Here is a 14,059-nt window from a genome sequence, read left to right as displayed (position 1 = left end):
ATGATTTGAAATTATTATATGAAAAATTTGAAGCATTAATTTCACTTATGATATTAGGGTATTTAGATATATGCATTACAATAGCGGTAATTACAAACTGTAGCATTGAGTGATTTATTAAAAAAATTAAAGCTAAAAGAATAATGAAAAATAAAATATTTTAAAAAGGAAGGATAAAAATGTTTATGAAAATATTTACCGTGATAGTTATTAGTTTAAATAACATTTTTACCATTCCCCAAAACATTAACAATGACAAAACAACAGCAAATTCACTAATTAGAAATAAAAGAGAAAGCAAAGAAACTTATGAATTAAACTTAAAAAAAGGATTTGTTTACTTAGTAAAAAATAGATGAAAAAAACCTACTACTGATATAAAATGAGATTTATATATACATGCACAACAATGACCAATAAATATGCCAAACTGAATAAAAATTGATAAAATATCTCCAATTAACGAAAAGACAATACATAGCATAATAGATAATTACCATGCAATAAACGAAAATATTCTTGATGAACTTACAAAACTCAACTTTAATATCAAGTATGAAGAAATTGAAAACGGTAATATTCAAAAAAAGGAAATCTTTAATCTAAAAGTAACAATATTAAGAAATCCTACTTGAACACAACTAATAACAAAAATTGAAGGTCAAATAAGACCATCAACCGATATTGATTTACCAGAAAAAACCACCAAATTTGATGGCAACCATAACTATAACGATGTTGTTGATAATCTTGATTATTTAATGATTCATCGTGGTGATTTTGATAAATTTAATTACTCTTATCTCTATTGAACGCCAATATTTAATTTCATTAACACCTTAGAAAAAGGTTATTACAAAGAATTTATCATTAAAAACCATGGTTTTAAAGATGAAAGCTATTTTCATCATAAGACTTCTAGTAGTGAGAATGAAATTAATAAGAATGTTTTAAAAATTAAAGCTTTTAATAAAACCTTAATCGCAGGTAATAACTATTTACAATTATTACATGGTGAAAGTGAAATATGAAAATATGATACGGCAAATACTAACGATTATTACCTAATTAAGTACCTTTTTGGTACCTTAAATTATCTTAATGTTAAATTTAGTTTTTTGAGATACGACCCTGAATTAAAAAATGACATTTACCTTTATTTTAAAAACAACATACCTAGTATTAACAACAGCGATTACAAAAATGTTTTTGACGAAATCTACGAAATTCTTGGCAATTTCTTTGCAAGTTTATTTTATGCTACTTTTGATATGGATGAAAACACTCATACAGAAATTGATTTTAAAGGTGTAGAAAACTATAAGAAGGATTATTTTATTCAAATCGGTTTCTTTTACCGTTCATTAATTACCTTTTATCCCAAAAAATACTTAGTAAATATTATAGGAAACTCAGAATTATTACTAAGAAGTTATTTCTTTACTTTTGATAAAAAATCGCACCAAGAGAATTATAATGCCATTAAAAACAACAATAGCATTTATCAAATTGATTTTAATGTTCTTAAATCTTATGACAATAAACTAATTAAATTGTCAGCCAGTAACACTGCTAATAATATTAATTATCTTAACACCGACATTGATATTCGCTATGGTATTAATATTTTTACCTTAACTTTTCCGCTTTATCATAAAGGCAATATCTCTAACTACAATTTTAAAATTTATGACTTTAATGTCTTAAATTCCACGGCGTTTATACCTGATGGCTCAACCAACTCAGAATGAGATGATTTAATTCCGCCAGCAAATTGCAAATATTCTGGACGATGAATACCAACTTTTAATGACATTGGCTGTGCCATTCAAAATGCTGGCATCAAAATGATAAACTGAATGCTCACTGCTTCACAAATCATTACGATTTTACGACCATTAGCAATCATTGCAAAAGCAACAGTTAACTTTTCAACTGCCATTTTTCCAATTTTTAAAACGGTACCCGCCTTTTACTATACCTTTCAGTTTTTAATCGGCTTTGCCATTTTTCTAATGATTTTAAGGATTTTCGTATAATATATATATATATATATATATTGAAAAAACAAAATAAAGGAGTTAATTTTATGAAATTTTTAAATATAACCGCTGTTTTAGGACTAATAACATTACCAATAGTTGGTTGTTCTAAAAAAGCAAATGAACCAATATTACAAATTGAGAATGAATCATACGAATTAAACTTAAAAAAAGGATTTGTTTACTTAGTAAAAAATAGATGAGAAAAACCTAAAACTGATATAAAATGAGATTTATATATACATACACAACAATGACCAAAAAATATGCCAAACTGAATAAAAATTGATACAATATCTCCAATTAACGAAAAGACAATACATAGCATAATAGATAATTACCATGCAAAAAACGAAAATATTCTTGATGAACTTACAAAACTCAACTTTAATATCAAGTATGAAGAAATTGAAAACGGTAATATTCAAAAAAAGGAAATCTTTAATCTAAAAGTAACAATATTAAGAAATCCTACTTGAACACAACTAATAACAAAAATTGAAGGTTAAACCTTTAATAACTAAATTTAAAAACTGTTAAAATCACTAACCTATAAAGGTAGTTTTCTATGGGGACTGTACAATTAACTGTGTCTCTAAGTAATTAACTTAAATTCACTCTGTCCTCAAATTTTATCATTAAATGTGAAATTGCACTACCCCAATTTTGAATTGGCATCGTTCATTTCTTAACCATATTTTGAAATGCTAAATAAAATATTTTAAAAACTGATGCGTCATTAGGAAAAATCTTTTTATTCTTAATGACTTTTCTTAATTGACTATTAACAGATTCAATCGCATTAGTTGTGTAAATAATTCTTCTAAATTCCTGAGGATATTCAAGAAAAATTATTAAATTATTTCAGTTATTTTTTCATGATTTAGTAATTTGTGGATACTTTTTATTTCATTTTTCTGAAAAATGATCTAAAGCAATTAACGCTATTTCTTCATTAATTGCTGTATAAATTGATTTTAAATCATTAGCTACAAGTTTGCGATCTTTGTAAGGAACAAATTTTAAACTATTGCGAATTTGATGAACAATGCATAATTGATGCTGTGTTTTTGGGAAAACAGCTTCTATTGCATCAGACATCCCAGTTAAATTATCACTACAAGCAACAAGAATATCTTGTAACCCACGATTTTTCATTTCCGTAAGATTATTAAGTCAAAATTTGGCTCCCTCATTCTCACTAATTCACATTCCTAAAATATCTTTTAAACCATCTAAATTAATTCCTAAGGCAAGATAAACTGCTTTATTTATTATTCGTTTATCTTGCTTTACTTTAACAACAATACAATCAAAATAAACAATCGGATAAATCTTCTCTAAAGGTTTAGTTTGTCACATTTTAACTTCTTCAATAACATCATCAGTTATTTGACTAATTAAACTTTCTGAAATTTCTGCTCCGTGATAGAATTCTTGCAATTGTGCTTTGATATCAGAAATTGTCATTCCTCTTGCATATAAAGAAATTACTTTTTGATCAAAGTTATCAAATCTTCTTTGTCTTTTTGGAATAATTACTGGTTCAAAAGTACTATTTCGATCTCTTGGTACATCAATTGCGATTGAACCATTTTTAGTAATAATGGTTTTTTGTGTGTTGCCATTTCTTTTATTATGATTCTCATCAGTTTCAAGATAATCTTTAATTTCCGTATTTAACATTCGTTCAGTTAATTTTTTGGTAAATTCCTGAAAAATAGTATTGCCTTTAAATAAATCTTGTGGATTATCAATATTTTCTAAAAAATAATCAACAACTTTATCAATTGCGTCAGGTTCTTTTTTTATTTTTTTTGTCATTTTCTGTTCTCCTTCTTTTAAGTATAATTCAGAATGAATTATCGAGACACAGAATTTTGGACAGGCTCTTTCTATGATCACAAGCCCCTTGAATTAACTAAACAATTTTTTAATTTTTTCTTCTTTCTATTTTGTCAGAATAAAAACCAGTAATTTTAGTTAATTACTGGTTTGAACATTTTTTATTTTTACAAGAAATTTAAACTTGTTGTGCTTGTTTTAATTAAAGTTATTGTTCTAAATAGGCTAATATCGTTTTTATAAAACCTTATACTATAGTAGTAACTGTATTTGTTCTTACCGGCCCTTCTCTTTCTGATGAAAAAAATGCGCCACCGTTAAATGTTATTTTATCATTATTTTTATCTATAGTAATTTCATTGGGTAATAAACTATATTTTTGTAAAATTTGCATTACTTTTGTAATTGATAATGTAATTATTTGTTCTTTATTGTTATCATCAATTATTTTGGCAGTAATATTTCCTGTAATTTTTTGTTTTAAATTTAATATAACTTTAGATATAATTATTCTTACTGGATAAGTAATTTTTAATTTTTCATTGGGATTAAGTTCAAATTTATCAGCGGGTTCCTTAAAAATACTTAAAATCATTTCTTGTTCTTGTTTATTTGTGTTTGATAAATCAAATTCATTTGATAATACATTAATGATTTCAGAATTTTTATTATTTATATTTGTAAAATCTGTTAATTTCATTTCATCATCAGAATTTATGTTTCAACCATTTAATTTATTTTCTTGTTTTGTTTTAGTTAATCCTGTTGTAATTTGAAATACTAATTTTGATTTTGAATTATATTCACAAGCGGGTACATTAAATGATCTTGTATTTGGGGTTTTATTGATAATTTCTCTATCAGAACATACATTTTTAGGAACATTAGATCATAAAAATGAATTTTCTTGTTTTGTTATTTCAGTATTTGAAAAATTTAAATTATTACTATTAACATTACTTATTTCTTTAAATATTAAATTTGGATTTTCATCTCGAAACTTAAAAAATACTGCTCTTTTAATTAATTCGTTTAAATTAATATCATTAATTTCATCTTTATTTTTAATTTTATAATTAACAATAACTTCTCCAAAATATTTATTATTACTATTATTTTTTTCTTTTATTATCGCTGAATTATTTGTTTTGTTAACTATTTCTAATAGTGAAATATCTAAATCAGGATTTAAATAATTTAATTCATTTAAAATTGTATTATCAGAATCATTATTAATTTGTCCTAAATTATAGTAATTACTATATTCATAAACATTACCATCTCCTGAACCAATATATAATTTATTGTTGAAAACCACACCAGAAGAATCAACTCAGTTATTTGTTCTAATAACAATTTTTTGTTGTCCTGTTGCTGAATATTCATAAACATTGTGATCTCCTGAACCAATATATAATTTATTGTTGAAAACTATCCCAGAAGATTTAATTTCTCCATTTGTTGTAATGACAACTTTTTGTTGTCCTGTTGCTGGATTATATTCATATACTTTGTGATCTATTGAACCAAAATATAATTTATTGTTGAAAACCACACCAGAAGATCAAATTCCTTCTTCTGTTTTTATGACAGTTTTTTGTTGTCCTGTTGCTGGATCATATTCATATACATTATGATCTTTTGAACCAAAATATAATTTATTATTTAAAATAATTCCACTAGCAAAAATCTCGCCCTTTGTTGTAATGATAACCATTTGTTGTCCTGTTGCTGGATCATATTCATATACATTGTGATCATGTGAACCAATATATAATTTATTGTTGAAAACCACGCCAGAAGAATGAATGACATTATTTGCTTTAATAACAATTTTTTGTTGGCCTATTACTGGATCATACTCATATACATTATGATCACCTGAACCAAAATATAATTTATTATTTAACACGACCCCCGAAGAAAGAACTTCATCCTTTAGTGTGATCAAAATTTTTTGTTGTCCTGTTGCTGGATCATATTCATATACATTGTGATCATGCGAACCAAAATATAATTTATTGTTGAAAACTACACCCGAAGAAAAAACAATACTATTTGCTTTAATAACAATTTTTTGTTGTCCTGTTGCTGGATCATACTCATAAACATTACCATCTCATGAACCAAAATATAATTTACTGTTGAAAACCACACCCGAAGAAAAAATGTGCCCACCTGTTTTAATAACAATTTTTGTTCTATTTATTTTATTATTTTCATTATTGTTTCGTTTTTGTCTTTTATAATTTATGTTTTCTAATTTAGTTTGTTGTTCTTGTTTTTCATAAGGACTATTGGCAACAATGCCTGATATTCCGCTTCCCGCCATTGTTATTGTACTTAATAAACTAAGTAACTTTTTCATGTTAATCAAATCCTTTTCGTGAATTTTTAATAATTAATAAAATTTACCGAACAATCAACATCCTTTCTCAAATTTGTACAGTCTAATTAATACAAATTAATTATAAACTATCAAATAATAATTTCTATTATTTTTTCAAAATATTAAATACTAATTCTAGAAAAACATTTATCTTTAAAAAAGAAAAATAAGTTAACGAAATTTAACTTTGTTAAAATTACTCTACCAAGAAAGGTGATTTTTTATGTTAGAAATTAATAATAATGTAAAAACCTTAGAAAACAAGCATTGATTAAGTTTATTTACAACCCATAAAAATATGTACATTAATAAATGTGAACAACTAGCTAATGAATACGAAAAATTAGATGAATACTTATATAAATATCATTATCGGTTAAAACAAGGTTATAAAGTAGTTCATTTTGCATGAAGAACAATTATTACAATTTTTGGTGAAGTTATTTTTAAACGACGCCGATATAAATATTGAAATCAAAAATCAGGTAAATTTGAATATGTATGTTTGTTAGATAAAGAAATTGGTTTACTGCCCAAACAACGCATTTATTTTGATGTCCAATTTAAAGTTTTAAGTCTTTTAGGTGATGGTAAAAGGTATCGTGATGTTTTAGATGCTCTAAATCATTGTTATATTTCAAAAGCTAGTATTTCGAATATTTTAAATAAATATGATATTGCTGAATATTTTCAACTAGCAGAAAAAGAAACTAAAACTAGAATTGATGTTAAAAATAAGGATTTATATATTCAACTAGATGAGACATTTTTAGCGACATTAGACCATAAAGTTAAACAAGACCAAAGAATTCGTTTAGTTACTTTTCATACCGGACATAAAGAAAAAAAATACAAAAATGCTCGTAGAGAATTAGAAAATAAACGAGGTCATTTTCTAATGTTAAAAGTTGGTAAACGAATAAATACGATGGATTATCGTGATTTATTAATTAAGGAATTACAAAAACATTATGTAAATATTAATTATGACAAAATAATTGTTTGTGGCGATGGTGATACTTGAATTAGAGAAATTGCCAATAGTTTTGGTAATGTTAGATATATTTTAGATGGTTATCACGCTATTAAAAAATTAAAACAAACGGCATTTAATATTATTTTTGAAAATCGCAAAGTAACACTAAATAGTTGAATTAAATTATATAAGGATGGAAATCATCAAGAATTAATCAAAAACATTCGTAATGTTGCTAAAAATGAATTAAATAAAGATATTAAAACAAATTTGAAAAAGGCGAGTAATTATTTCAGTAATAATAAATATGGTATTCATAATCAAAATTTAGAATGAAATATCGGTTGTAGCATTGAAAGTGATGTATCACATTTAATAAAACAACAATTAGGATATGGAGCAAAAATATATAATCATAAGAATTTAAATAACTTATTACATTTAAGAATGGCAAATTTAAACAACTTAAATGTATTACATTACATTAATGAAAGCATTAATTCAGAAATAGAAATCAGAAAAGAAATATATAAAAATTCATTATGAAATAAATATAATAATAAAAATGATGATAGTTGAATTAACTATAAAGGTAATGCTGTAACAAATAAATATAATAGATTTAAGTAAGTAAAAATATAAAATTAATATATATTTAGTCAAAATTTAATAATAATTAATAAGGACGCATAAAGTTTTCTTAGGTGGGAAAAGATTTGAATAAATATTAAGACAGTCAGCAATGATTGTCTTTTTATTTTATAAGGTGTTAAAAATTTGTTCTTTGAAAATTAAATACAAGTGAATTAATAATATTGGTATGTATTAAAGCACGATAAATTGTGGGCGGTCGCCATAACCAAAAGAAGTTTACCAGTTGATAGATAACACCCTATTAGCTATAGCAATTTGTTTCATTTTGCAATAAAAAAATGAATGGGTGGATTTCCTAAAAATATACACGCTATTAAATTAGTTCCAAGGGTAGGATGCGGATATTAAAGTGTAGAAATTTCTATTATAGGGGTATGCTAAGTTTAAAATTATTAAAATCTTTATCTAATAATAATAAAAAAACAAAATTTACTAACAAGGCTTGTTAAACACTTAAATCTGCGATATATAAGTGTTTAAAAAACTAAGTTAACTAACTTAATTAATATAACTTAGTTTATCTATAAGAAAGGTAATTTACTATGAAAAACATTGAAAACATTTTCTTAAATACTAAAAAATATCTTTTAAAAGAAACACAAAACGCAATGCTTATTAAAGCACCAAAAATTCCGTGATTTAATGAACAAATCGGTATTTGGTTTCCAAAGCGATTTGTTTATAAAGGAAAATATGAAAATTCGATTTGCATTGGAATAATTAAAGATAGTAAATATCAAGTAATTTCAATTAATCAAAAAGAAAAAGAAACCAAATTAATTAAAGGACAAGAATTATTAGGTTTTTTCATTGCCGAAAAAGAAAACAACAAAAAAGATATAAATTATAACTATTAGACTTCTTGCAAAATTAATTTAAAATATAATTGAATTGTTGTTTTTAATAAAAAGGTGGAATTTAAATGAAATTTAAAAAAAATAATCAAATAAGTGATAAAAATTTTTTAAGATTAACTGGTATTAAACATACTACTTTTAATAAAATGCTAGAAATTTTAAAAATAGAAGAATTAAAAAAGAGATTTCGTCGCGGAAGAACCAATAAATTATCATTAGAAAATCGTATTTTAATGACTTTAGAATATTGAAGAGAATATAGAACTTATTTTCATATTGCAAAAAGTTATGATATTAGTGAAAGTAGTTGTTATAGAAATATCAAATGAATTGAAGACACTTTAATAAAACACCCTAATTTTCAACAACTTACTGGTCAAAAATCACTATTAAAAGATTATTTCAAAGATAAGACTGTTATAATTGATGTAACTGAAAGCCAAATCCAACGCCCAAAAAAAGACAAAAACAGCACTACTCAGGAAAAAAGAAAAAACACACAATAAAAACACAAGTTATAATTGAAAAAGATAGTAAAAAAATTATTAGTTCTGATTTTTCTTATGGTAAAAACCATGACTTTAAAATTTTAAAAGATTCAAAAATTAAATTTTTACCAGAAACAACTGTTTTAGTGGATTTAGGTTATCAAGGCATACAAAAAATTAATCATAATGTTTTAATTCCTAAAAGAAAATCAAAGAAAAACCCTTTAAATAAAGAAGAAAAGCAAAATAATGAGCGAATTTCAAAAATGAGAATTGTTATTGAAAATGTTTTTGCTATACTTAAAAAATTTAAAATTATTAGTGAAAAATATCGAAATCGTAGAAAAAGATTTGCTTTAAGATTTAATTTAATAGCTTCAATTTATAATTTACAACTATTAGTTTAAATATATTTGATAATTTAAAATTTCAGTCTTTTTTTATTGTAAATAATAATTTTTATTATGTTTTAATGACAAAATATTTGTAAAAATAATCTAAAAATTATTTTAATAACACTTTTATATTTATTTTAAATTTAAAAATTATAATTATCATATTAATTTTGCAAGAAGTCTATTGTAATTAAAGGTAGGTAAAAAAATGGAAAAATGAACTAAAAAACAAGAATTAGAAACAGAGAATGACAAATTAAAAATTGCTAATGTCATATTAGAAAATAGTGTTAATACTCTTAAATACATAATAATGGAAAAAAATAAAGAAATTTTAGAATTAGAAAAGTGAAATACTATTCATATTAATCAAAAATCAGACTTAATAATTAAAAACCAAAAATTAAAAATTTTTAAACACGAAAGGAGAATTAAAATGAAAAAACTTTTAGGAAAATTATTTAAAAAAGATAATTCAAAAGAAAAAATGCCATTAAAATTAAGAATTAAAAATTCTTTTAAAAAGCAGTGGTTAAAAATAGTATTAAGTATCATTTTCATCTTTATAAGTTTATTAATTTGTGCATTAACAGCAATGAATACTAAATGAATAACTGGAACAAGTAACGAATTTAATGATTTTATGAATAAACAGATGGTTGAATTCTTTGGCAAGTTCAATAGTGGTATTATGCTAGCAGGAATATTTGTTTTTTGATGAGGCGGAGCAATATATTTTGCAATTAAATTTGAAAAATTAATCCGCTTGATTATTCAAAAAATTAAAGCAAAAAAATCCTTAAAAAATGAAATCACACAAGCTCATTAATTCTTTAAAAAAATATTGATGGAGAATTTTACCTTACATTTTTATGATTACTATCTTTTTCATTCCATTTTTAAAATTGGAAATTAATGATTTAAAATTATTATATGAAAAATTTGAAGCATTAATTTCACTTATGATACTAGGATATTTAGATATATGCATTACAATAGCTGTAATTATAAATTGTGGTATTGAGTGACTTATTAAAAAAATTAAAGAAAAAAGAACAACGAAAAATAAAATATTTTAAAAAGGAGTGATAAAAAATGTTTATGAAAATATTTACCGTGATAATTATTAGTTTCAATAACATTTTTACCATTCCCCAAAACATTAACAATGATGAAATAACAACACAATCACTAATTAGAAATAAAAGAGAAACTCAATATAAAACATATGACTTAAAATTTTCAGAAATAAATAACAGTTATTTACAATCATTGTATAAAAAAGGCAGTGACCCAGTATATATTAATATTGATTCAGTAAAAGAGCAATTACCTTTGAAAATAAAAAATTATGGAGAAAATACTAGAGGGTTTGCTGTCTTTACCAATGAACCAGTATTTAAAGAAATTAAAGAAATTTATAATTATAAAAAAGAAAACAGCACCCCAGAAGAAAGAGAATTTTTTGATAAAGATTTTCAAAAAACAAATATTGAATATTTTTATACTGCTAAAAAAATTAAAGATGTAAAAATAACAATACAAGAATATAGTTATCCTGGTTCAAACAAATTTCATATTAAAAAATTTTTAGCAAAATTAGAAACCAAACCAAGTACGGACATTGATTTGCCAGAAACAACAACAAAATTTGATGGCAATCATAACTATAACGATGTTGTTGATAATCTTGATTACTTAATGATTCACCGTGGTGATTTTGATAAATTTAATTACTCTTATCTCTATTGAACACCCGTATTTAATTTCATTGACACCTTAGAAAAAGGTTATTATAAAGAATTTACCATTAAAAATCATGGTTTTAAAGCAGAAAGTTATTTTTATCACAAGACCTCAACTATTTTACCAAACTCAGAAATAATTGACCCGACAAATGCAACCAAAATTGAAGTTATCAAAAAAATTAAAAAAAGACTTAATGAAGTAATTAACAATCTTGCTAATGTAAATAATGCAATTGAAGGCACCGACTATAACACAGAAATTAAAGATAATGACAACAATTACTTAGACGATAGCACTACTTTTGATTTAACAACAGACAATGTCGCTGACAGAACCTTCACCGTTAAATTTACTGCAACTGAAACAAGTACACAATTGCAAGGAACAAATACGATTAAAATGGTCATTCCGAAACAAGAAGATACCAACGATAATGTCCTTAAAATTAAGGCATTTAACAAAACCCTAATTGCTGGAAATAACTATTTACAATTATTACACGATGAAAAGGAAATCTGAAAATATGATACTGCAAATGCTAACGACTATTATCTAATTAAGTACCTTTTTGGAACCTTAAATTACCTCAATGTTAGATTTAGTTTTCTACGCTATGACCCCGATTTAAAAAATGATATTTACCTATATTTTAAAAATAACATTCCTAGTATTAACAACAGCGATTATAAAAATATTTTTGATGAAATCTACGAAATCCTTGGCAATTTCTTTGCCAGCTTATTTTACGCTACTTTTGACATGGACGAAAAAACTCATACCGAAATTGATTTTAAGGGCGTAGAAAACTATAACAAGGAATACTTTATTCAAGTTGGATTTTTTTATCGCTCGTTAATTACTTTTTATCCTAAAAAATACTTAATAAATGTTATAGGAAATTCAGAATTATTACTAAGAAGTTATTTTTTTACTTTTGATAAAAAAACGCACCAAGAAAATTATAATGCCATTAAAAACAACAATAGCATTTATCAAATTGATTTTAATGTCCTTAAATCCTATGACAATAAACTGATCACATTGCCAACCGGCAAGACCACTAACAGTATTAATTATCTCAATACCGATATTGATATTCGTTACGGTATTAATATTTTTACCTTAACTTTTCCACTTTATCACAAAGGTAATATCTCTAACTACAATTTTAAAATTTATGACTTTAATGTGTTAAATTCAACAGCCTTTATCCCTGATGGTTCCACCAATTCAGAATGGGATGACCTAATCCCACCACCAAATTGCAAATATTCCGGACGATGAATACCAACATTTAATGATATTGGATGTGCCATTCAAAATGCTGGTATTAAAATGCTAAATTGAATGCTGACAGCGTCACAAATCATTACAATTTTACGCCCGTTAGCAACTATTGCAAAAGCAACAGTTAACTTTTCAACCGCCATTTTTCCAGTTTTTAAAACGGTACCAGCTTTTTACTATACCTTTCAATTTTTAATCGGCTTTGCCGGACGCATAAAGTTTTGTTAGGTGGGAAAAGATTTGAATAAGTATTAAGACAGTCAGCAATGATTGTCTTTTTATTTTATAAGATGTTAAAAATTTGTTCTTTGAAAATTAAATACAAGTGAATTAATAATGTTGGTATGTATTAAAGCACGATAAATTGTGGGTGGTCGCCATAACCAAAAGAAGTTTACCAGTTAATAGATAACATCCTATTAACTATAGCAATTTGTTTCGTTTTGCAATAAAAAAATGAATGGGTGGATTTCCTAAAAATATACACGCTATTAAATTAGTTCCAAGGGTAGGATGCGGATGTTAAAGTGTAAAAATTTCTATATAGGGGTATGCTAAGTTTAAAATTATTAAAATCTTTATCTAATTAAAAAACAAAATTCAGTAACAAAGTTTGTTAAACACTTAAATCTGCGATATATAAGTGTTTAAAAAACTAAGTTAACTAACAACTTAGTTAATATAACTTAGTTTATTTATAAGAGAGGTAATTTATTATGAAAAACATTGAAAACATTTTCTTAAATACTAAGAAATATCTCTTAAAAGAAACACAAAACGCAATGCTTATTAAAGCCCCAAAAATTCCGTGATTTAGTGAACAAATCGGTATTTGGTTTCCAAAGCGATTTGTTTATAAAGGAAAATATGAAAATTCAATTTGCATCGGAATAATAAAAGATAGTAAATATCAAGTAATTTCAATTAATCAACAAGAGCAAGAAACCAAGTTAATTAAAGGCCAAGAATTATTAGGCTTCTTCATTGCCGAAAAAGAAAACAACAAAAAAGATATAAATTATAACTATTTTAAAGGAGTTTAAAAATGAATATTGCGATTGGAATAATATTTATTATCATTTGCATAATGCTATTGGCATATTTTGCTTATAAAATTTATGCCAAAATAAAAATGCGAATTAAATATAAAAATGCCATTAAAAGTAATACTGGTAATTTTACAAAAGACGAAAAAGTATTTATTGCTCGCTTTGAAGAATGAGTTAAAGCTCCTAATTCAAAAAACAATAACGCGGATAAAAAATAATGTTTTGAAAAATTATCATGGAATTCTTAGAACTGTTTGTTCCGATAGAAAAAATGCCTGCACAAGTTGCGTTTATTGCCGGATTAATTATTATCATTACTTTTCTTTTC

General features: G+C 24.7%; 12 protein-coding genes. 10 read left to right on the top strand and 2 right to left on the bottom strand.

The window, feature by feature from the left end:
* Positions 1-179 precede the first annotated feature (179 nt).
* Both AAHM82_RS06075 and AAHM82_RS06070 read left to right on the top strand, forming a co-directional pair.
* Positions 180-2,039, top strand: a complete 1,860-nt coding sequence (locus AAHM82_RS06075; RefSeq protein ID WP_342263732.1) for a hypothetical protein — start codon at positions 180-182, stop codon at positions 2,037-2,039.
* 50 nt (positions 2,040-2,089) lie between these two features.
* On the top strand, positions 2,090-2,551 hold the full coding sequence (locus tag AAHM82_RS06070; protein ID WP_342263731.1) for a hypothetical protein: 462 nt from the start codon (positions 2,090-2,092) through the stop codon (positions 2,549-2,551).
* A gap of 94 nt (positions 2,552-2,645) precedes the next feature.
* Here AAHM82_RS06070 and AAHM82_RS06065 read toward each other — a convergent pair whose 3' ends face one another.
* Entirely contained in the window at positions 2,646-3,866 is a 1,221-nt protein-coding gene (locus AAHM82_RS06065) for an IS256 family transposase (protein WP_342263365.1), read from the bottom strand.
* A 268-nt stretch (positions 3,867-4,134) separates the two neighbouring features.
* Positions 4,135-6,255 carry a PQQ-binding-like beta-propeller repeat protein gene (locus AAHM82_RS06060; RefSeq protein WP_342264837.1) on the bottom strand — a complete coding sequence of 707 codons (2,121 nt, stop codon included), beginning with the start codon at positions 6,253-6,255 and terminating at the stop codon, positions 4,135-4,137.
* 244 nt (positions 6,256-6,499) lie between these two features.
* Here AAHM82_RS06060 and AAHM82_RS06055 point away from each other — a divergent pair, with 244 nt between their 5' ends.
* From AAHM82_RS06055 to AAHM82_RS06025, 8 genes are all read left to right on the top strand, one after another.
* Positions 6,500-7,882 carry an Mbov_0401 family ICE element transposase-like protein gene (locus AAHM82_RS06055; protein ID WP_342264836.1) on the top strand — a complete coding sequence of 461 codons (1,383 nt, stop codon included), beginning with the start codon at positions 6,500-6,502 and terminating at the stop codon, positions 7,880-7,882.
* Positions 7,883-8,448: 566 nt separating this feature from the next.
* Positions 8,449-8,763, top strand: a complete 315-nt coding sequence (locus AAHM82_RS06050; protein ID WP_342264835.1) for a hypothetical protein — start codon at positions 8,449-8,451, stop codon at positions 8,761-8,763.
* A 65-nt stretch (positions 8,764-8,828) separates the two neighbouring features.
* Complete coding sequence (locus AAHM82_RS13720; RefSeq protein WP_342263396.1) at positions 8,829-9,269, top strand: transposase family protein; 441 nt, start codon at positions 8,829-8,831, stop codon at positions 9,267-9,269.
* The gene (locus tag AAHM82_RS13715) at positions 9,266-9,658 is read left to right on the top strand and encodes a transposase family protein (protein ID WP_342264845.1); all 393 of its coding nucleotides are present in this window, start codon (positions 9,266-9,268) and stop codon (positions 9,656-9,658) included. Before AAHM82_RS13720 ends, AAHM82_RS13715 begins: the two co-directional genes overlap by 4 nt.
* Before the next feature lie 196 nt (positions 9,659-9,854).
* Positions 9,855-10,475: a hypothetical protein gene (locus tag AAHM82_RS06040; RefSeq protein ID WP_342264834.1), complete on the top strand. Its 621-nt coding sequence runs from the start codon at positions 9,855-9,857 to the stop codon at positions 10,473-10,475.
* 266 nt (positions 10,476-10,741) lie between these two features.
* On the top strand, positions 10,742-12,910 hold the full coding sequence (locus AAHM82_RS06035; protein ID WP_342264833.1) for a hypothetical protein: 2,169 nt from the start codon (positions 10,742-10,744) through the stop codon (positions 12,908-12,910).
* 488 nt (positions 12,911-13,398) lie between these two features.
* Positions 13,399-13,725, top strand: coding sequence for a hypothetical protein (locus tag AAHM82_RS06030; protein ID WP_342263463.1), 327 nt, complete (start codon positions 13,399-13,401; stop codon positions 13,723-13,725).
* A 2-nt stretch (positions 13,726-13,727) separates the two neighbouring features.
* On the top strand, positions 13,728-13,949 hold the full coding sequence (locus AAHM82_RS06025) for a hypothetical protein (RefSeq protein WP_342263464.1): 222 nt from the start codon (positions 13,728-13,730) through the stop codon (positions 13,947-13,949).
* The last annotated feature ends 110 nt before the right edge of the window (positions 13,950-14,059 follow it).

The organism is Spiroplasma endosymbiont of Clivina fossor (genome assembly GCF_964031115.1).
Lineage (GTDB): Bacteria > Bacillota_I > Bacilli_A > Mycoplasmatales > Nriv7 > Nriv7.
Note: the sequence above shows the minus strand (reverse complement) of the source record. Positions and strands in the feature narration are given on the sequence as shown.